Below are 17,812 nucleotides of genomic sequence, written 5' to 3' on the forward strand. Positions count from 1 at the left end.
CTTTGTTTGCCGGTTTGGCAACAAAAAAGGCGGGCACAGCGGCCCGCCTTTTCCATTTGCCTTTGTGCCAGATCAGGCAGCGCGGATGTCGTCGAAGAAGCGGTCGACCTTCGAGCTGAGGTTGGCGGATTCGCTGGTCAGTGCCTCTGCTGTAGACAGAACATCCGCGGCGTTTCGGCCGGTCGACTGAGCGCCGCTGGAGACCTGGATAATCGTCTCGGAGATGGCGTCCGTACCGGTGGAGACTTCGTTGACGTTTCGCGAAATCTCGTTGGTTGCCAGGCTCTGCTGTTCGACCGACACAGAGATGTCCTTGGAGATCTCGGACATTTCTGCAATGACGTTGCTGATATCGCGGATGGCTTCAGCAGCGCGGTTCGAAACGGTCTGCATCGCCTGGATCTGCGTTGCGATTTCCTCTGTCGCCTGGGCAGTCTGGTTGGCCAGGGATTTCACCTCCGATGCAACAACCGCAAAGCCTTTGCCGGCTTCACCGGCGCGGGCCGCCTCAATGGTGGCATTCAGCGCCAGAAGGTTGGTCTGGGCGGCAATGTCGTTGATCAGGCTGACGATCTGGCTAATCCGGTCGGTGGTCGCCACCAGGCTCTGTACGGTCTGATCCGTCTGGGAAGCCGCGCTGGAGGCCCGTTCGGAAATGCCGGCCTGCTCTTCAACACGCCGGGCGATTTCGGCGATGGAGGACGTCAGCTCCTCGGAGGCTGCGGCCACCGAGCGGACATTGGCGGCGGTGTCCCCAGTGGTCCGGGCAGCCGATTCCGCATCGGTCGAGCTTTGTTCGGAAGTTTGCGCCAACTCTCGGGCGGTGCGTTCCAGTTCTTCTGTGGCGTTGGAAACGGTTTCCAGAACGCTGCGGATTTCCTGGTTGAAACCACCAAGCAACTGGTCGACGGTTGCTGCCCTGCGATGCTTGGCTTCCTGCTCGGTGGCGCGTTCGGCTTCCAGGCGACGCTGTTCCTTGCCGTTGGTCTTGAACACCTCCACGGCATTGGCGATCGAGCCGATCTCGTCGTTCCGCTCCAGGCCCAGGACCGGGGTTTCCAGATCGCCTTCCGCAATCTGGGCCATTGAACTGGTCACGGACGCGAGCGGACGGGCCAGCAGTGTCTGGAATAAGGTACCAAGGATGGCAAGCATCAGCACGGTTGCAATCACGGTCGCAAAGAGTGCCGAATAACGGAAGCTCGTCAGGCTTGCAAAAGCGGCGTTCCGATCAACGGAAAGGCCAATCTGCCAGTCGACCGGCAATCCGGTGACCGGAACGAACTGGACGATACGGTCGCCATCAACACTGGACGCGTATTGCGGTTCTGCACTGACCTTGACCTGCTCGTTGGGGAAAAGCTCACTGAGCGGCTTGGAAATCATGTTGCTGTCCGGGTGCACCAGGATGGTGCCCTTGGAATCGGCCACAAAGACGTAACCGAGGCCGCTCATGTTCGACGAGGCGAGCATGTTCGCCAGGGTGGTGATGTCAAAGTCACCACCGACCACACCGGAAAGGGTGCCGCCGGTTTTTACCGGTGTTGCAGCCGTCACGATGAGATTGCCGGTTGAGGCGTCCTGATAGGGAGCAGTGATCACGGGTCCGCCTTTTGCGACGGCATCCTTGTACCAGGGGCGCACGCGCGGATCGTAGCCTTCGGGCAGATCTGCCGGCGGCCACATGTTGAAGGCACCGTCTGCTTCCACGCCGAAATAGGTCGCGCTGAAATTGCTGGTCAGGGTCTTTAGGTCGAAGAACTCGGGTGTTACCTCGGGCTGCTTGGCAATGCGTTCGGACAACGCCTCGATGAGCATCATGCGCGCTTCGAACCAGTTTGTGACGATATTGACTTCCGACTGGCCGACACCGGTCATGTAGTCACGAACTTCGTCGGTCTTTGCGTTACGCTGAAGGGTGTCGTTGAAGAGGCCGAAGCCGGCGAAGATCAGAACAATGACGCCGGCGGCGGCCAGCAGGATTTTGGTGATCACGCTCCGACGGGAGCGAACTGAGAGAGCCTGGGTCACAAACTTCATTCCCATGGTTGAGAAGGTTTGTGTCTGTATTCGCTCATCTGAATGAAGGAATACTAAATCTGACCGGTAACAAAACGGTCTTCGAACTAAAAAAGCCAAAACTTCATGGAATTTCGAATGTTACTCGCAAAAATAACAATGGAATTTCTTGAGGTTGCTTTTTGGCCTTTGTTGCAACTCGAGCTTGAACTCGATATTACCTAGAGTTCAGTGCGTCTGTTTGAAGCCTGCGCCGCGCGAGTGGCTTCACACGGAAACCGTGGGGCCAAATATCTTTTCAAATTCGGCCCGCAGGACGCTGTCGTTTTCGGCCATGGTAACCGGCAGGCCGAGATCCACGAGACTGGTCACGCCATGTTCGGTAATGCCGCAGGGCACGATACCGTCAAAATGATCCAGTTCAGGCTCCACGTTGAAGCTGATGCCGTGGAACGTGACCCATTTGCGCAGGCGGATGCCGATTGCGGCGATCTTGTCCTCGACCGTCGCCCCGCGGTCTGGCCGACGCACCCAGACCCCGACGCGGTCTTCACGGCGTTCGCCGCGAATGTGATAGTGCCAGAGCGTGCTGATGAGCCAGGCTTCAAGTGCGGAAACAAAAGCCCGCACATCCTGCTGACGCCGCTTCAGATCGAGCATTACATAGGCTACGCGTTGCCCTGGCCCATGGTAGGTGTGCTGTCCGCCGCGGCCCGTCCGGTAGACCGGAAAGCGGTCGGGAGCGATCAGATCGCTGTCCTTGGCGCTGGTGCCGGCGGTGTAGAGCGGGGGATGCTCCAGCAGCCAGACCTGTTCGTCGGCTTCGCCGGCAATGATTCTCTGGACCCTTTCATCCATTTCCCGAAGAGCGGTCTCATAATCGACCAGTTCGTCGGAAATCCGCCATTCGACCGGCCGCGAGCCGGAAACTGGCAGAAAACTGAGGGAAAGAGCGTCTCTATCGGCGGGTGACATGTGGATGACACTTCATTGTTTTTTGAGCTGGCTTGCCATGCCGTGGTATGGTTAAGCGCTGGCGGGTCAGTTGCCCTATTTAAGGATCAAGGCGTCCGATGACTACCTTCGATGAAATCAAAGTCGATATTTCCGTCGTTCTCGGGGAGAACGAGATGCCTGTCCACCAGTTGCTCCGCATGGGGCGTGGCGCCGTTATCGACCTTGATGTGGCCGAAGACGACGATGTGAAGATCTATGCCAACAATACGCTGGTCGCCAAGGGGCAGGTGGTTTTGCTCGGCGAGCGGATAGGCATCTCGATCACGGAAGTTCTGATGCGTCCGCCGGACATCCGACCCATGCGTACCGATGGCCCTCTTTGAGGGACTAAAGCATTTCTGCATAAGAAAAATCGCGTGCCTGTGAATTAATGCAAAAAGGCCTCTTGCGCCCCCAAATTCCTTTTGCTACATGGAGCGCCTCGATGCTGAGAGGCGCCGGGAACAATCGAATATGCGGTCGTGGCGGAATTGGTAGACGCGCAGCGTTGAGGTCGCTGTGGGGTAAAACCCGTGGAAGTTCGAGTCTTCTCGACCGCACCATATTCGAAGCATTTCTACCGATGCTTCCTCAAAAGGCTGCCCCTCCGGGCGGCCTTTTTGCTTTTCCGCACTGCCCGCAAAATACCTGATTGCTCTGGGAAAATTCAGATACCGGCTTTTTGGGTTTGTTGCGATGTGCTTTTCTGCAAGGAACAGCCTCAGCGGGCTACTGGCAAAAACCGGTCCGGCACATTCATGCGAAATCGAAGGAAGCCGCACGTGTTCAATTTCCGTTCCATCAGTACTTCGTCCTGTGCCGCAATGATGACCCTGAGCTTGCTGGCAGGTCCGCTTCTGGCGCAGGAGCAGGAGGCAATGGTCCCGGCCGGCGCCATTGCCGGTGCGGTGACGTCTCCCGTCGACGGCGACATCAATCGCTTTCGCGCAATCCTCGTCGAAACGGAAGAAGGCGGCGATCTCTACGTCTTTACGGACGCAGGAGAGGGCTGGAAACAGGTTGCCCATGCGAAAGACATGGTGTGGCGTGGCGGCATGTATGGCCAGGAGCCCTGGATGGAAGCAAACGAACACGGTTCGTTGAAAATCTATTCGGAAAACTCGGCCGTCGGACGCAACCGTTGGGAACAGGTCCTGACCATTGCCTATCGCAACGGCGTCTTCCGGGTCGCCGGCTACACCTATTCCTACTACGATACGCTGGATCCGGATGCCAACGGACAGTGTGACGTCAACCTTCTGACGGGCAAGGGAGTCCTGAACGGGAAGAACTTCAAGACTTCACTCGGTGCCTTGCCGGTACAGGATTGGACCATGGATACGCGGCCGCCGGAGTGCGAGGTCGAGTGATGCGGCCTTTGCGGCGAGAGTGTCCGCACTGGCTGTGGAAGCGGTTCTGAAGGGTTCTTGATGACGCTTTGTCGTGTTGTTGTCCGTCATTGAGAAGACACGGGAGGGATGACATGTCCGATACCGCAAGGCCGGATTGGCGCTGGGTGATCCGCGGCATGATTCTGACGCTCGTCATCTGCCTGTTGCTGATACAGCTCTTCCCCGAAATTTACGCAGTAAAGGATTTCTGGCTTGTCACTGTGCCGAGTGGCGCCTTTTGGGGCAGCTTCTTGTCGCGTCTCTTGAGCGAACCCGGGCTCTGGAAACTTCTCGTGACGAGCGCGGAAGGGGCTGCGATGATCGTCGTGCTGTTTCTTGTGGTGTTTCGTCCGCTGGTTGCCTGGAAAGCGTATCTGGTCTGCGTTGCCTTGACTGCCGTCTCGGCAATCCTGTTTTTTACCTACGTCCTTCCCGCAATGCCGAACAGCACGCTGCTCATGGTCTTGACCGGCAGTCTCTATTCATCGTTCCGCTATGGCGTCACGCTTGCGCTGCTCTATGCGCTCGCGCTCACGTCGGACACAGCGCCAACCAATCGGCAGCTTTCCGCCCATGCGTGAAGGTGTGAGAAAAGGCCTTGCGGAGCGACTGGTGTCCCTCCGGAGCAGGTTCGTTTTCGTGTGGCTGGCAATTGCATTTGTGTCGCCGGCGGCATTTGCGCAGTCGCTTTCCGTTTATCCTGCCGTTGACCCGGGCAGGTTTGGCGCGATGACGTGCCAGCAGCTTTGGTATGTCGAGCAGGAGGTGCTGGCTGCGGGCAGAGTGTGTCTTGCCAGCGAGAGAGCGCGCCGCGCATTCCGCCGTGCGGAGCGATGCATTTCCGATGACGAGGCCATTCTGCCACAGGACACCCGTGACTATCTCGATCACTTGCGAAGCGTTGCAGCGGACAAGGGGTGCAGCGGCCCCGAGAGGCGCTGAAGGACTTCAAGGAAAGTTGGCAGGCTTTTGAACCAGAGCGGCATTTCCGAGTTAAGTCTGTGGACCGGTTTCGCTTTTCCGGTGGCGCTTTGCCGCCGCAAACGCTAGATCTGGTGAGGAGTGTCCGGTGCCTTTCGCCGGAAGAGTTCGTTGCGTTTTGAGGGGAGGCGCCAGATGAGTGAAGCATCCGAGCTTGATGTCACCGCCTCTTCCGTTCCCGACATTCCGGTGCGCGACGAGGATGAGCATCTCAATCGCGAATTCATTGCGGCTGTTGAAGCGGCAATCGAGGCGAACGATCAGGATGGCCTGAGACACCTTGCCGCCGATCTTCACGAAGCCGACACCGGTGACCTTCTCGAGACGCTGGATCCGGAGGATCGGGCGTCCTTTATCCGGCTTCTGGGCGAGGACTTCGACTATACCGCGCTGACCGAGATCGATGAGGCAGTGCGTCTGCAGGTTCTGGAAGACCTGCCGACGGAAGTCATCGCCGAAGGTCTGGGCGATCTCGATTCGGATGATGCGGTCTACATTCTGGAAGACCTCGATGAGGACGACCAGGCTGCTATTCTGGAAGAGCTGCCTTATGCGGACAGGGCCCAGCTGCAAAAAGCTCTGGACTATCCGGAAGAAAGCGCCGGCCGGCGCATGCAGACGGAATTCATTGCGGTTGCCCCCTTCTGGACCATCGGTCAGACGATCGACTACATGCGCGAGGCCCGCGACCTTCCGGACAGCTTCTACGAGATCTACGTGGTCGATCCGACGTTCAAACTGCTCGGATCCGTTCACCTGGACAAGATCCTGCGCACCAAGCGGGACGAGAAGGTCACTTCCATCATGGAGGAGACTCGCCAGGCGGTGCTCGCGACGGAAGATCAGGAAGAGGTCGCCCGCCGGTTTGAGCGCTACAACCTCGTTTCCTCCGCTGTTGTGGACGAGAACGACCGCCTGGTCGGTGTTCTGACGGTTGATGACATCGTCGACGTCATCCAGGAAGAAGCGGAAGAAGACCTGCGTGCCCTGGCCGGTGTCGGTGACGAAGAGATTTCCGATAATGTGATGACCATTGCGCGCTCGCGGCTGACCTGGCTGGTCGTCAACCTTGGCACCGCCGTGCTTGCCTCGGTGGTGATTGCGCTGTTCGAGGACACGATCGAGGCCATGGTGGCGCTGGCGGTGCTGATGCCGATCGTCGCGTCCATGGGGGGCAACGCCGGCACTCAGACCATGACCGTTGCCGTGCGTGGTATCGCGACCCAGGAACTGGGTGCGCGCAATCTTTTGCGCGTTCTCAACCGCGAAATTCTGGTGAGTGTGTTCAACGGTGTTGCCCTGGCCATCCTCATCGGGGTGACCGCCTGGATGTGGTTTGGCAGTCCGGGACTCGGCGTGGTGATTGGCGGTGCGATCGTGATCAATCTGCTGTTCGCGGGTCTCTCCGGCCTTCTGATCCCGATCGCGCTCGACAAGATGAACGTCGATCCGGCGATCGCCTCGAGCGTCTTCGTGACGACGGTGACAGATGTGGTCGGTTTTTTCGCCTTTCTCGGCATCGCGGCGCTTTGGTTCGGCCTGCCGTTCTAGCCTCCAATCGGCAGGCCTCGTTTAAAGGTCAGTCACCGCAAACCAGAACCTTCTGTCGCAGACATGCGGCCGTTCGGTGATGGAAGGCATCGCGATAAGCGCTGTCCGAATAGAGTGCGACCAACGCGGTTAAATCGGGATAGGCGCCGATAGCGACCAGATCCCAATCCTCGTCCTGCCCCAGGAACATGCCCTGAAACGGTCCGACATAAAGGAACCGTCCACCAGCCCGCTCCATGGCCGGCATGCTTGCGGCCGCATAACTGGCAAAGGCTTCCTGGCCGGTCTGGCCCGTCGTTCCGTCCGCATATGTTGCGGCGGCATTCAGCTTGAAGAAATTGATCAGGGTTACGGGTTTGTCGCTCGCCCGGCTGAGGATCTGCGTCCATTGGCTTTCCGTCGGGCTGGTACCGTCGGTTCCCGAGCCGTACCAGGTTACGAATTGGGCTGACTGTTGCTTGACGTCCATGAGGCTTCTCCATAACTTTACACGTGTCAAATTGCAGGAAAGTTTACACGTGTCAAGTCAAGCCAGGGTGCAACGCACGCGCGCGGAAATTCTCGATAGTGCCTGGACGCTCATCTCGCAGCGGGGCGCGGACGTGTCGCTGGCGGAAATCGCCAAGGCGGCAAAAATCAGCCGTCAGTCCGTCTACGATCACTTTGGTTCGCGTGGGGGGCTGATCCTGGCACTCGTCCGGCGGGCTGATGAACGTCTCGACATACGGGCGAAACTGTTTGCAGCCTTTGACAGGCCACAGCCGCATGAACGGCTGAATGCTACCGTTGCTGTCTGGATCGGCTTCGTGAAGGAAATCTACCCAGTTGCCTCGGATCTTATCCGCCTGCGAACCACCGATGCGGACGCATCGGCGGCGTGGGAAGACCGGATGTCGGAACTGAGGCAATGGTTGCTTGTGTTGACCGGATCGCTGGAACGTGACGGTGCGCTGCAATCCGTCTGGACAGCGAAGTCGGCTTCAGAATTTCTTTGGGCGTCGTTCAGTGTGCAGGCGTGGGGTCTGTTGACACAGGACTGCGGCTGGGAGGAGGGCGAGGCGGAAGCTGTCCTGACGAGGACACTGCGGCAGGCATTGCTGACGGAAAAATGATGCCGTCGAGATTGTGTAGGTGGGTCAATAAAAGCAAACGCACCTGCCAGTGAGAAAGTAACACCGGTTCACAGGAGTGGAGGGCATGCCTGGACTAAGGCTGCTTCCTGTCGAATGTTTTGGTGTCGAATTCAACAAACACGACGCCATGGAGGGGAATGCCGGCCGACCAAGACTTGAGCTGCGCTGCAAAAGGTCACGCAGACCTGTTATTGCCAAAACAAAAGGCCCCGAGATTTGTGCTGGTGCAGCAACCTCCCGGAGCCTGTTTGATGGCTACTCATTTTGCCTGCTGCTCAATGGCGGGTATCACTCCAGGCCAGCTTTACGCAAATTGTCCCGAAGCGTCATGACCTTTGCCTGAAGGTCGATGACTTCTTCCAGTTTCAGTCCGGTCGAAGACATGATGCAGGTGCTGAAATGTTCTGTCTTCTTCTGCAAGGCGCGCCCCTTGCGGGTTAGTTTCAGGATAACCTGGCGCTCGTCCTTGATGTTGCGCGTGCGCGTTACAAGCCCCATGGCCTCAAGCCGCTTTAACAGTGGCGTCAGCGTGTTGGTGTCGAGCTGCAGCTTGGACGTGATTGCACCAACCGGAACGTTGTTGGTTTCCCAGAGTACCGTCATGGCCAGGAACTGCGGGTAGGTGAGCCCGACTTCCTTGAGCAACGCCTTGTAGACGCCATGCATCGCGTGGTTGGCGGAATACAACGCAAAACACAAGTGCCGGTCGAGCGGCAAGCTGCCATCATGGATTTTCTGACTGTCGTCGTCCTGGTCGCTCGCAGGGTCATTGACAGCGGATGCAGCCTGCTCGGTGCCGGGATCTTCGCCAGCCTGCGTTTCCGCAGAAACGTCAGGCGTCTCTCCGGTATCAGCTATCTCTTGGCTGACAGGCGTCTCGGCGACGGAAACGTCAATTTCCGCTTCGCGTGCGTCATTGCTTTCAGCGCCGGAAGCCGCTTCCGCCTCAGGCTTGGCAGCGGCCTTCTTGCGCTGTTTCTTCTCAGACTTTTCGGCTTTTGCCGGCTTGTCTTTTTTTTGTTTTTCAGTCGCTTCCGGCGCGGAAAATCCAATCGCGTCCAGCAGGGACATCTGGTTTGTGGTCTCGCTCATTCGCTCCTTATAAATCGCGCGCGATATGGTCGCAACTGTTGACGAACTGCAGGCGTGTGTATATGTGGGTAATTTATATCGTGTACGATTAAAGCTTATGCGATAAATATGGCTAGATGACTTGATATTTGAGAGAAGGAGCCTGCAGATGGCTGTTGATGTGAAATATGAAACCAGGGCAAAGGCCACCGGCGGCCGTGATGGTGCGGCGGAGACGTTGAGCGGATCCTTCAAGGTCAAGCTGGCGACGCCGAAAGAACTCGGCGGCGCAGGCGGCGAAGGCAATAACCCGGAAGAGCTGTTCGCAGCCGGATATGCAGCCTGCTTTATTGGCGCGATGAAATTCGTCGGCGGGCAGGAAAAGATCGCAGTCCCGGCTGATACGTCCATCACCTCGACGGTTGGCATCGGTCCGCGTTCTGAAGGCGGGTTCGGTCTGGCGGTCGCGCTGGAAGTGTCCCTGCCGGGTTTGGACAAGGCTGTAGCTGAAGACCTCGTTGCCAAGGCACACCAGGTTTGCCCCTATTCAAACGCCACCCGGAACAACATTGACGTCAAGCTGACTGTCGTCTGACACGGATTGTCCGGTTCGAGCTTTTGTGGTCGAGCCGGACCTCCTTTTGGGCTTCTGTTGGTGGAAAGGAGCTTTCGTGAGCCTCTTTGTTATCGATCTTCACTACACTGCTGATCTGCGGGAAATAGATGCTCTGGCGGAAGAACACAGGTCCTTCCTGCGGGATCAGTATGAGGCCGGCCTATTCCTGGCATCCGGTCCGAAACAGCCGCGAACCGGTGGTGTGATCCTGGCGCGCGCTGCTGACCGTGTCGAAGTCGAACTGGCGATCAACAAGGACCCATTCAAGTCGGCGGGCGTTGCGGAATATACCGTTACGGAATTCAAGCCGGTCATGCACGCACGGAACTTCCCGATTTGACGCAATCACGGGCGATCACCTCTGTGCGGAATGCAGCCGCCACACGACAATTCCAGATGACGATGGCGATTTGAAAGAAAACCTTGCCGGGTAACCTGAAATTCCCGGCGGATGGGTGTTAAGAAGGGCCGACTTGTCTCACGCGGAGAATTAAGAACATGCGGCCGAAGCTTGATGGCATCTTGGAAACCGCCGTTTATGTCGACGACATGGAGACGGCTCACTCCTTTTATTCCGAAATCCTGGGATTGAAGCGCATGGTCGCTGGAGAAAGGCTGTTTGCCTATGATGCCGGCCCCGCGCAGGCGCTTCTGGTGGTTCATCGCGGCCACACCGGGGAGGACGTTGAGACGCCGGGAGGTGTCGTTCCCGGGCACGATACGTCGGGTCACAGTCATTTCGCGTTTCGCATTGGGTCCGACCAACTGGAACCCTGGCGGGCTTACCTGGGCGAGATGGGTGTGAAAATTGTCAGCGAGGTCGTATGGCCGGCAGGCGGCACCAGCCTTTATTTCAACGACCCGGACGGCAATGTCCTGGAGCTGGCGGCAGCCCCGCTCTGGCCGAATTACCTATCGTGATTCTTAACAGTTTTGCGGCAGGGTGACGGCGTTTGAAAGTCATAACAGGTGGCGCAATGAATTTCTTGCAAGCGGTCCTGCGGACATTGTTCTACGTTGCCGTCGGCGGGGTGATTTCGATTGTCGGAGCGGCGTTTTTCTTCATGAACTGGGAGCCTGACCGAAACCAATACACGATCCGCGGCATCGATATTTCGCACCACCAGGGTGATATCGACTGGGCGCAGGTTGCGGCGGACGACATTGCCTTCGTCTACATGAAGGCAACCGAGGGCGGAGACTTCAAGGACCGTGCCTTTGCCCGCAACTGGGCCGGGGCGGGCGGCGCGGGTCTGGCGCGTGGTGCCTATCATTTCTTCAGTTTGTGCAAATCCGGCCGGGAGCAGGCGCAAAACTTCCTGTCGGTTCTGCCGCAGGACAGCGACATGCTGGCTCCGGTGGTGGATCTGGAATTCACCGGGAACTGCGCGCGCCGTCCGCCGGCCGAGGAAGTGCTGCAGGAAATCAGTGATTTCGTTGCTCTGGTCGAGCAGGGGCGCGGCAAGCAGGTCATCCTTTACGTGCCGGAGGACTTCTATCTGGACTATCTGAAAGGCAAGGGCCTGAACCGCCGTCTCTGGACGCAGTCGATCTGGCATTCTCCCGGCTATGTGTCAGACTGGTCGCTCTGGCAGTACCATGACCGGGGCACGATCAAAGGCATTTCCGGTGATGTTGATCTGAATGTCCTTCATCCAGAGAAGAGCTTGGATAACCTGAAATCCTGATTGCTCAAGTGCATGAAATATAAGCTTTAAAATAGACGTGTTGACTTTAACGTAAAAAGACGGAACTGTGCGCTCCAACAAGGAGCGGGCATGCAGCGTTATTACACCATCACCCAGCTGACGCAGGAGTTCGACATTACCACCCGAACCCTGCGGTTCTACGAAGCGCAGGGGCTGGTGTCGCCGACGCGCCGGGGCCGTCAACGCCTTTACACACCGGGTGATCGTACCCGCATCAAACTGATCCTTCGCGGCAAGCGTCTCGGGTTTTCCCTGAACGAAATCAAGGAAATGATCGAGATGTACGGCAGTGCGCCCGGTGAAACCGGCCAGCTGCGGCTGCTCCTCGACAGGATCGCCGCCCGCCGGGCAGAACTTCTCGAAAAACAGCGTGATATCGAATTGACCCTGGTTGAACTCGACGATGTCGAGGCCGGTGCAAAAGCGCGCATGGTCGAGCTTGAAACAGGCCCGGGCCAACTGTTTGGCGCCGATGCGACCTCGGAGGACAAGTGATGGATCTTTCGCCTCGAGACGAAAACTGGGAACCCCGTGTGCGGGCCAGTTTTGCCGCGCAGAAATTCATGACCCATCTGGGGGCGAAGATGGTTCACGTCTCACCCGGAGCGGTCGATCTGGAAATGACGATGCAGCCGGAACTGACACAGCAACACGGCTTTTTTCATGCCGGTGCGACGTCTTCCATTGCGGACAGTGCGGCAGGCTATGCAGCTCTGACGCTGTTTTCCGCCGGCTTCGGGGTGTTGACCAGCGAATACAAGATCAACCTGCTCAATCCGGCGAAACAGCCGGTGCTTCTTGCGCGCGGGCGGGTTGTCAAACCGGGACGAACGCTGACCATAGCCAAGGCTGATGTCTACGGACTGGACGACGGCGCACAGGTGCATGTCGCAACGGGGCTGTTCACGCTCATGAGCGTTGCCGGCGTCAAGGACTGAAGAATGACCGATATCACCATCAGGCCGCTGGAACGATCCGACAAGCCGGGCTGGCTCGAACTCTGGATGGCCCATCTTGCATTCTACGAGCAGGATCTGGCGCCGGAAGTGACGGAAACCCTCTTTGAACGACTGCATTCCGATGCAGGCCACCGCGCGTTCGTGGCAGTTCAGGAGAATGAGCTGGTTGGACTGGTCCATTACCTTTTTCACGATAGCACCTGGGCCAGTTCGTCCACCTGCTATCTGGAAGATCTGTATGTCAGCGAAAAGCTTCGTGGCGGCGGAGCCGGCCGCAAGTTGATCGAGGCGGTCTACAGGGCCGCGACCGAAGAACCGTCTGCGAGCGGCAAAGTCTACTGGCACACACATGATCACAATACACGCGCCCGGCAGCTTTACGACCGGATCGGCGTTTTGAGCGATTTTGTCCGATACGACAGGCCTTAAGAACTCTGGGAGGTAATCAAGATGATCCGTAACGATTTTCCGGGTTTCAATTTCGATCTCGGCGAAACCGCCGATATGCTGCGCGACACCGTTCGGTCCTACAGTCAGGACCGGATTGCGCCTCTGGCAGAAAAGATTGACCGCGAGGACTGGTTCCCGCGGGAGCTCTGGCCGGAAATGGGAGAACTTGGCCTTCACGGGATCACCGTGGAGGAAGAATGGGGCGGTTCGGGTCTGGGCTACCTGGAGCACTGCATTGCCATGGAAGAGGTCAGCCGGGCGTCCGCCTCCATCGGCCTCAGCTATGGCGCCCATTCAAACCTGTGTGTCAACCAGCTTCGCCGCTGGGGAAGTGACGACCAGAAGAAGCGCTATCTGAACAAGCTCGTGACCGGTGAACATCTGGGCGCGCTGGCCATGTCGGAACCGGGCGCTGGCTCAGACGTCGTTTCCATGAAACTGAAGGCGGAAAAGAAGGGCGATCGGTACGTCCTCAACGGCTCCAAGATGTGGATCACCAACGGTCCGTCTGCCGATACGATGATCATCTATGCCAAGACCGATCCGGAAGCCGGGCCGAAGGGCATTACCGCGTTTCTGGTCGAGAAGAGCTTCCCCGGTTTTTCCGTCGCGCAGAAACTCGACAAGCTCGGCATGCGTGGGTCCGAAACCGGTGAACTGGTGTTCCAGGATTGCGAAGTGCCGGAAGAAAACGTCCTCGGCCAGGTCGGCAAGGGGGTCAACGTGCTGATGTCGGGTCTGGACTACGAGCGCGCCGTTTTGGCCGCAGGGGCCGTCGGCATCATGCAGGCAGCCATGGACGTGGTCATTCCCTATGTCCACGAGCGCGAGCAGTTCGGCCAGCCGATCGGCACGTTCCAGCTTGTTCAGGGCAAGGTCGCCGACATGTATGTGACCATGAACGCCACCAAGTCCTATGTCTATGCGGTTGCCAAGGCGTGCGATCGGGGCGAGACCACGCGCGAAGACGCTGCTGGTGCAATCCTCTACGCTGCTGAAAATGCAACCAAACTGGCTCTTGATGCGATTCAGTTGCTTGGTGGCAATGGCTACATCAACGAATATCCGACCGGGCGTTTGCTGCGTGACGCCAAGCTGTACGAGATTGGTGCGGGAACTTCCGAAATTCGGCGAATGCTGATCGGACGTGAGATCTTTAACAAGACCGCCTGATCATCGAATTCGGAGAATGGCATGAAACAGACCCGGCTTCCTGAAAAGCCCGACGCGAAATCTCCGGCAGGGGCCGATATCCGTTTCATCATGGATGGGCCGACAGGAAACATGATCCATTCGACTGTTCCTGTCGGCCAGACCAACCGCGCAACACGGCACAGGACCGTGCACGAGTTCTGGCATGTGCTTTCCGGCCATGGACAGATCTGGAGGTCCGACGATGCCAGCCAGGGCGTTGTCGACCTGGAAGCCGGTGTCTCCATCGATATCCCGGCAGGAACTGCTTTCCAGTACCGCAACACCGGTGAAAGCGTTCTGCAGTTCATCTGTATCTCCATGCCTCCCTGGCCAGGGGATGACGAAGCCGAATTTGTTGATGGGCCCTGGGAAGCGACGGTCGGCAGTACCTGAGACCAATCGGGCTACCGAACCGATCCGGCTTTTTCTACGTATCGCTGTCACGACAAAAGTGAGGCAGTGAATGACGTCAATTGCGGTAATCTTTGGGGCCAGCGGCGGAATTGGCTCAGCCATGAGAGACCACCTTGAAGCGGGCAGCGGCTACGACAAGGTCATCGCCCTTCATCGAACGTCGTCACCACCTCTTGACCTGCTCGACGAACGCATGATCGAGGCCTGTGCCGACAGGGTTAGGGAGGAGGGGGATGTTCGATTGCTGTTCGATGCCACCGGAGCTCTCACCTTGGGCAGTGCCCGTCCGGAAAAGAGCCTGCGCGAACTCGATCCTGAAGTCCTTGCCCGTTCATACGCGATCAACGCCATTGGACCGGCACTGCTGATGAAACACTTTTTGCCGCTGCTCCCGAGAGAGGGAAGAAGCGTCTTTGCGACGCTTTCGGCCCGGGTCGGTTCGATCGGCGACAACGGTCTTGGCGGATGGTTTGCCTACCGGGCCGCGAAGGCTGGGCTCAATCAACTGGTCCGTACGGCGTCTATCGAGCTGGCACGCAAAAATCCCGCTGCTATCTGTGTTGCGCTTCATCCCGGTACGGTGAAAACGCCCTTGACCGAGAACTTTGCGAAAACCGGTCTCGACGTGCAGGAACCGGCTGTTGCAGCAGAGCGTCTTGTCGATGTGCTGACCAGTCTTAAACCTGCCGACACCGGTGGATTTTTCGATCAAACCGGCAGGCCGATCCCCTGGTAGGCATGGCCTGGGCTTGAATCCCGACGTATTGCGATCACCAAGCGTTCATCGTCTGCTCAATTCAGGTGTTGGCGGGGAAACCTCTCGTTTTTCAATGCCTCAATTTCAGAAACCCCGCTCGCTCGCTTGCTCGATTTTGGCACATCCTTGCTAGCCGGTGACAGGAGGGCGCTGCACGGTCGACAAGCAAGTTAATTGACAACATACCAACTGGTCGGTATGATTGGCGTATGACAGAGAAACCTCAAAAGACTAAACGGCCGGATGCGCGGATCAAGCTGCTGGATTCGGCACTGCTTGTGATCCGCATGAAGGGTTATACGGCCACCACCGTCGATGATCTGTGCCGGGAGGCGGGCGTTACCAAGGGGGCCTTCTTCCACCACTTTCGTTCGAAGGACGATCTGGCAGTAGCCGCTGCTGACTATTGGTCTGAAACGACCGGGGCTCTGTTCGAGAAGGCGACCTATCACGATCCCGAAGATCCGCTGGACCGGGTGCTCGGCTATCTCGATTTCCGCAAGGCACTGGTGCGGGGCGACGTGACTGAGTTCACCTGTCTGGTCGGGACCATGGTCCAGGAAGTCTATGACACGAACCCCTCCATCCGCGATGCCTGTAACCGCAGCATCACCGGGCACGCTGCAACACTGGTCTCCGATATCGCAGAAGCAGCTGAAGCCCGGGGCGTTGAAATTCCAGGTGGTGCGGAAAGCCTGGCACTTCACACACAGGTCGTGATCCAGGGGGCATTCGTGCTGGCAAAGGCAGGCAATGCGCCGTCGATAGCAACTGACAGCATTGATCATCTGAAACGTTACGTCGAACTGTTGTTCGGCCGGTCTGGAAACGGGAGAGCGCAATGAGTGAAGTCGAAATTCGCAAGGAAGGTCTGACGCTGGAACTCAGCCGCGTCATTGCCGCGCCGCGCGAGGCGGTCTGGCAATGCTGGACCAATCCCGAATTATTGAAGCAGTGGTTTTGCCCGAAGCCCTGGTTCGTATCGAAGGCCGACATGGACGTCCGTCCGGGAGGGCGTTTCAACACAGTGATGGCCGGTCCGGAAGGGGAGCTTTTCGAGAACGTCGGAATGTTTCTGGAAGTTGTCGACGGTGAGAAGCTGACATTCACAGATGCCTATTCGGAAGGATATGTGCCGCGGGAAAACGCGTTCATGACCGGGTATGTGGAACTGGCAGATGTTCCGGGTGTTGGTACGCGCTTCACATGGGGGGCTCGCCACACTTCGGAAGCAGGCAGGAACAAGCACCTGGAAATGGGTTTTGAGGAAGGCTGGAAGGCCGCTTCCTCTCAGCTTGATGAGCTTGCTAGGTCGATTGCCATTGAGGGTTTGCAAACTACTCCTGCGTTTCCCGCCAAGGTGCGCACTTGCCTGTTCTTCAGTGAAAAGGGCGAGGAAGCCGCCAAATACTACACGTCCCTGTTGCCGGATAGCGTGATGGGCTCGGTCTTCCGGCCGGATCCGAATGGACCTGTGCTTGTTGCCGAGTTCACCCTGGCGGGCTCACCTTTCATGATCCTGAACGGCAACCCGGATATGCAGCCGAGTTACCTGACCTCGATTTCCATACTGACGGAAGATCAGGCTGAAACGGATCGGCTTTGGCAGGCGCTCCTTGCAGATGGTGGGGAAGAAGGGCAGTGCGGCTGGTTAAAAGACCGCTACGGTGTTCACTGGCAGATCGTACCGAAGGCGTTGCCTCGGCTGATGCATGCAGGCAATCCGGAGCGTGCCGGCCGTGTCAGTGCTGCCCTGATGAAGATGAGAAAGATCGACATTGCCGGGTTGGAAGCCGCTGCCTGAATTGGAGCATTCACGCAGCTCGTTGTCTTGATTGCCCAACAAGGCTTGAGCGAAGAATGAAAATCCGAAACGCCGCCTGTTGAGCGGCGTTTTGCTTTTGTGGAACAGACACTTTCACCGGGATTGCCGTCCCCGTTCTTTCCGTGCAACTTTGCAATCCGGAGGAGTGGATATGACACATAACGATCCCGTCCACATTCAGCTTGCAACCCTGGAGCGCTGGGCGGATCTGGTGGATTTGTTCGGACCGGAGCGGGGGGCGTCTGGCGGTTGCTGGTGTATGTGGCCGTTCATGCGGGGCAGGGACTGGAAAGCGATGACCCGTGATGAACGGCGCGATGCATTCCAGCAGAAAGTGGACACTGGTCCGGCGCCAGGGCTTCTGGCCTACCGCGGCAATCTGGCCGTGGGCTGGATCGCACTCGGTCCGCGCATGCAGTATCTGCGTTTTCAGCTTGGCAAAACCACCCAGCCGCTGCCCGATGACAGCGAACAAGCGCTGGCGGCGACATATGCCGTCACCTGTTTCTTTATCAGAAACGGACATCGCAAAACCGGGTTGATGTCCGTGTTGCTCAATGCAGGCATTGACCACGCCAAAGCGCAGGGAGTGCATCAACTGGATGCCTGTCCAATGGAATCGGAAAAGCCCCTTCAATGGGGAGAAGGCTTCGTTGGTATAGCAGACGTCTTCCGCAGGGCAGGTTTTGTCGAAATCGCACGCAGAAGCCCTCGGCGGCCGCTGATGCGCAAACTTCTTTGAATGG

Annotated in this window: 23 protein-coding genes and 1 tRNA gene; 20 read left to right on the top strand and 4 right to left on the bottom strand. The window is 57.8% G+C overall.

The features are described 5' to 3' along the window. Positions 1–72 precede the first annotated feature (72 nt). Complete coding sequence (locus tag FIV05_RS18780) at positions 73–1,995, bottom strand: methyl-accepting chemotaxis protein (RefSeq protein WP_173013881.1); 1,923 nt, start codon at positions 1,993–1,995, stop codon at positions 73–75. Between the two features lie 291 nt (positions 1,996–2,286). After that, the gene (lipB, locus tag FIV05_RS18785; RefSeq protein ID WP_152510589.1) at positions 2,287–2,994 is read right to left on the bottom strand and encodes a lipoyl(octanoyl) transferase LipB; all 708 of its coding nucleotides are present in this window, start codon (positions 2,992–2,994) and stop codon (positions 2,287–2,289) included. A gap of 98 nt (positions 2,995–3,092) precedes the next feature. On the opposite strand from lipB, the gene FIV05_RS18790 reads away from it, so the two are divergent. The 6 genes from FIV05_RS18790 (at position 3,093) to mgtE (ending at position 6,938) form a co-directional block, all read left to right on the top strand. Next, entirely contained in the window at positions 3,093–3,359 is a 267-nt protein-coding gene (locus FIV05_RS18790; protein ID WP_022998287.1) for a FliM/FliN family flagellar motor switch protein, read from the top strand. A 132-nt stretch (positions 3,360–3,491) separates the two neighbouring features. Continuing rightward, positions 3,492–3,578 (top strand) — tRNA-Leu (locus FIV05_RS18795). 219 nt (positions 3,579–3,797) lie between these two features. Further along, positions 3,798–4,385 carry a hypothetical protein gene (locus tag FIV05_RS18800; RefSeq protein WP_152510590.1) on the top strand — a complete coding sequence of 196 codons (588 nt, stop codon included), beginning with the start codon at positions 3,798–3,800 and terminating at the stop codon, positions 4,383–4,385. A gap of 113 nt (positions 4,386–4,498) precedes the next feature. Further along, complete coding sequence (locus tag FIV05_RS18805; RefSeq protein ID WP_152510591.1) at positions 4,499–4,987, top strand: hypothetical protein; 489 nt, start codon at positions 4,499–4,501, stop codon at positions 4,985–4,987. 31 nt (positions 4,988–5,018) lie between these two features. Then, the gene (locus tag FIV05_RS18810; protein WP_152510592.1) at positions 5,019–5,348 is read left to right on the top strand and encodes a hypothetical protein; all 330 of its coding nucleotides are present in this window, start codon (positions 5,019–5,021) and stop codon (positions 5,346–5,348) included. Between the two features lie 174 nt (positions 5,349–5,522). Continuing rightward, positions 5,523–6,938, top strand: a complete 1,416-nt coding sequence (gene mgtE / locus FIV05_RS18815; RefSeq protein ID WP_152510593.1) for a magnesium transporter — start codon at positions 5,523–5,525, stop codon at positions 6,936–6,938. Positions 6,939–6,966: 28 nt separating this feature from the next. On the opposite strand, the gene FIV05_RS18820 is transcribed toward mgtE, so the two are convergent. Further along, positions 6,967–7,407, bottom strand: coding sequence for a DUF1330 domain-containing protein (locus tag FIV05_RS18820; protein WP_152510594.1), 441 nt, complete (start codon positions 7,405–7,407; stop codon positions 6,967–6,969). 49 nt (positions 7,408–7,456) lie between these two features. On the opposite strand from FIV05_RS18820, the gene FIV05_RS18825 reads away from it, so the two are divergent. Beyond that, positions 7,457–8,050 carry a TetR/AcrR family transcriptional regulator gene (locus FIV05_RS18825; protein ID WP_173013882.1) on the top strand — a complete coding sequence of 198 codons (594 nt, stop codon included), beginning with the start codon at positions 7,457–7,459 and terminating at the stop codon, positions 8,048–8,050. A gap of 309 nt (positions 8,051–8,359) precedes the next feature. Here the strand turns inward: FIV05_RS18825 and FIV05_RS31910 are convergent, their stop codons facing one another. Next, complete coding sequence (locus FIV05_RS31910) at positions 8,360–9,163, bottom strand: MarR family transcriptional regulator (RefSeq protein ID WP_152510596.1); 804 nt, start codon at positions 9,161–9,163, stop codon at positions 8,360–8,362. Between the two features lie 148 nt (positions 9,164–9,311). Here FIV05_RS31910 and FIV05_RS18835 point away from each other — a divergent pair, with 148 nt between their 5' ends. The 13 genes from FIV05_RS18835 to FIV05_RS18895 all read left to right on the top strand — a co-directional run bounded on the left by FIV05_RS18835 (position 9,312) and on the right by FIV05_RS18895 (position 17,808). Next, on the top strand, positions 9,312–9,737 hold the full coding sequence (locus tag FIV05_RS18835) for an organic hydroperoxide resistance protein (protein WP_152510597.1): 426 nt from the start codon (positions 9,312–9,314) through the stop codon (positions 9,735–9,737). Positions 9,738–9,813: 76 nt separating this feature from the next. Further along, complete coding sequence (locus FIV05_RS18840; RefSeq protein WP_152510598.1) at positions 9,814–10,098, top strand: YciI family protein; 285 nt, start codon at positions 9,814–9,816, stop codon at positions 10,096–10,098. A 158-nt stretch (positions 10,099–10,256) separates the two neighbouring features. Next, positions 10,257–10,679: a VOC family protein gene (locus tag FIV05_RS18845; protein ID WP_152510599.1), complete on the top strand. Its 423-nt coding sequence runs from the start codon at positions 10,257–10,259 to the stop codon at positions 10,677–10,679. Positions 10,680–10,735: 56 nt separating this feature from the next. Then, positions 10,736–11,446, top strand: coding sequence for a GH25 family lysozyme (locus FIV05_RS18850; RefSeq protein ID WP_022998298.1), 711 nt, complete (start codon positions 10,736–10,738; stop codon positions 11,444–11,446). Between the two features lie 90 nt (positions 11,447–11,536). Then, positions 11,537–11,962: a MerR family DNA-binding transcriptional regulator gene (locus FIV05_RS18855; RefSeq protein WP_152510600.1), complete on the top strand. Its 426-nt coding sequence runs from the start codon at positions 11,537–11,539 to the stop codon at positions 11,960–11,962. Beyond that, positions 11,962–12,405, top strand: a complete 444-nt coding sequence (locus FIV05_RS18860; protein WP_152510601.1) for a PaaI family thioesterase — start codon at positions 11,962–11,964, stop codon at positions 12,403–12,405. Before FIV05_RS18855 ends, FIV05_RS18860 begins: the two co-directional genes overlap by 1 nt. Before the next feature lie 3 nt (positions 12,406–12,408). Beyond that, a complete protein-coding gene (locus FIV05_RS18865) occupies positions 12,409–12,855 on the top strand; it encodes a GNAT family N-acetyltransferase (RefSeq protein WP_152510602.1) in 447 nt (148 codons plus the stop codon). Positions 12,856–12,876: 21 nt separating this feature from the next. Beyond that, a complete protein-coding gene (locus FIV05_RS18870) occupies positions 12,877–14,049 on the top strand; it encodes an isovaleryl-CoA dehydrogenase (RefSeq protein ID WP_152510603.1) in 1,173 nt (390 codons plus the stop codon). A 21-nt stretch (positions 14,050–14,070) separates the two neighbouring features. After that, positions 14,071–14,463 carry a cupin domain-containing protein gene (locus FIV05_RS18875; protein WP_055654641.1) on the top strand — a complete coding sequence of 131 codons (393 nt, stop codon included), beginning with the start codon at positions 14,071–14,073 and terminating at the stop codon, positions 14,461–14,463. Between the two features lie 121 nt (positions 14,464–14,584). Further along, positions 14,585–15,220 (top strand): SDR family oxidoreductase, encoded by a 636-nt coding sequence (locus FIV05_RS18880; protein ID WP_286202202.1) that lies wholly within the window; start codon positions 14,585–14,587, stop codon positions 15,218–15,220. A 230-nt stretch (positions 15,221–15,450) separates the two neighbouring features. Then, on the top strand, positions 15,451–16,086 hold the full coding sequence (locus FIV05_RS18885) for a TetR/AcrR family transcriptional regulator (RefSeq protein ID WP_152510605.1): 636 nt from the start codon (positions 15,451–15,453) through the stop codon (positions 16,084–16,086). Continuing rightward, positions 16,083–17,045 (top strand): VOC family protein, encoded by a 963-nt coding sequence (locus FIV05_RS31915; RefSeq protein ID WP_286202203.1) that lies wholly within the window; start codon positions 16,083–16,085, stop codon positions 17,043–17,045. Before FIV05_RS18885 ends, FIV05_RS31915 begins: the two co-directional genes overlap by 4 nt. 79 nt (positions 17,046–17,124) lie before the next feature. Beyond that, positions 17,125–17,808, top strand: a complete 684-nt coding sequence (locus FIV05_RS18895) for a GNAT family N-acetyltransferase (RefSeq protein WP_209009704.1) — start codon at positions 17,125–17,127, stop codon at positions 17,806–17,808. The last annotated feature ends 4 nt before the right edge of the window (positions 17,809–17,812 follow it).

This window comes from Labrenzia sp. THAF191a, from assembly GCF_009363335.1.
Classification (GTDB): domain Bacteria; phylum Pseudomonadota; class Alphaproteobacteria; order Rhizobiales; family Stappiaceae; genus Roseibium; species Roseibium algicola.

Bases quoted from the DNA above. Each gene is read 5' to 3' on its own strand.
- mgtE (WP_152510593.1), top strand. From the start codon at position 5,523: ATGAGTGAAGCATCCGAGCTTGATGTCACCGCCTCTTCCGTTCCCGAC.
- FIV05_RS31915 (WP_286202203.1), top strand. From the start codon at position 16,083: ATGAGTGAAGTCGAAATTCGCAAGGAAGGTCTGACGCTGGAACTCAGC.
- FIV05_RS18870 (WP_152510603.1), top strand. From the start codon at position 12,877: ATGATCCGTAACGATTTTCCGGGTTTCAATTTCGATCTCGGCGAAACC.
- FIV05_RS18885 (WP_152510605.1), top strand. From the start codon at position 15,451: ATGACAGAGAAACCTCAAAAGACTAAACGGCCGGATGCGCGGATCAAG.
- lipB (WP_152510589.1), bottom strand. From the start codon at position 2,994: ATGTCACCCGCCGATAGAGACGCTCTTTCCCTCAGTTTTCTGCCAGTT.
- FIV05_RS18880 (WP_286202202.1), top strand. From the start codon at position 14,585: ATGAGAGACCACCTTGAAGCGGGCAGCGGCTACGACAAGGTCATCGCC.
- FIV05_RS18835 (WP_152510597.1), top strand. From the start codon at position 9,312: ATGGCTGTTGATGTGAAATATGAAACCAGGGCAAAGGCCACCGGCGGC.
- FIV05_RS18805 (WP_152510591.1), top strand. From the start codon at position 4,499: ATGTCCGATACCGCAAGGCCGGATTGGCGCTGGGTGATCCGCGGCATG.
- FIV05_RS18860 (WP_152510601.1), top strand. From the start codon at position 11,962: ATGGATCTTTCGCCTCGAGACGAAAACTGGGAACCCCGTGTGCGGGCC.
- FIV05_RS18865 (WP_152510602.1), top strand. From the start codon at position 12,409: ATGACCGATATCACCATCAGGCCGCTGGAACGATCCGACAAGCCGGGC.
- FIV05_RS18845 (WP_152510599.1), top strand. From the start codon at position 10,257: ATGCGGCCGAAGCTTGATGGCATCTTGGAAACCGCCGTTTATGTCGAC.
- FIV05_RS31910 (WP_152510596.1), bottom strand. From the start codon at position 9,163: ATGAGCGAGACCACAAACCAGATGTCCCTGCTGGACGCGATTGGATTT.
- FIV05_RS18850 (WP_022998298.1), top strand. From the start codon at position 10,736: ATGAATTTCTTGCAAGCGGTCCTGCGGACATTGTTCTACGTTGCCGTC.
- FIV05_RS18820 (WP_152510594.1), bottom strand. From the start codon at position 7,407: ATGGACGTCAAGCAACAGTCAGCCCAATTCGTAACCTGGTACGGCTCG.
- FIV05_RS18855 (WP_152510600.1), top strand. From the start codon at position 11,537: ATGCAGCGTTATTACACCATCACCCAGCTGACGCAGGAGTTCGACATT.
- FIV05_RS18875 (WP_055654641.1), top strand. From the start codon at position 14,071: ATGAAACAGACCCGGCTTCCTGAAAAGCCCGACGCGAAATCTCCGGCA.
- FIV05_RS18790 (WP_022998287.1), top strand. From the start codon at position 3,093: ATGACTACCTTCGATGAAATCAAAGTCGATATTTCCGTCGTTCTCGGG.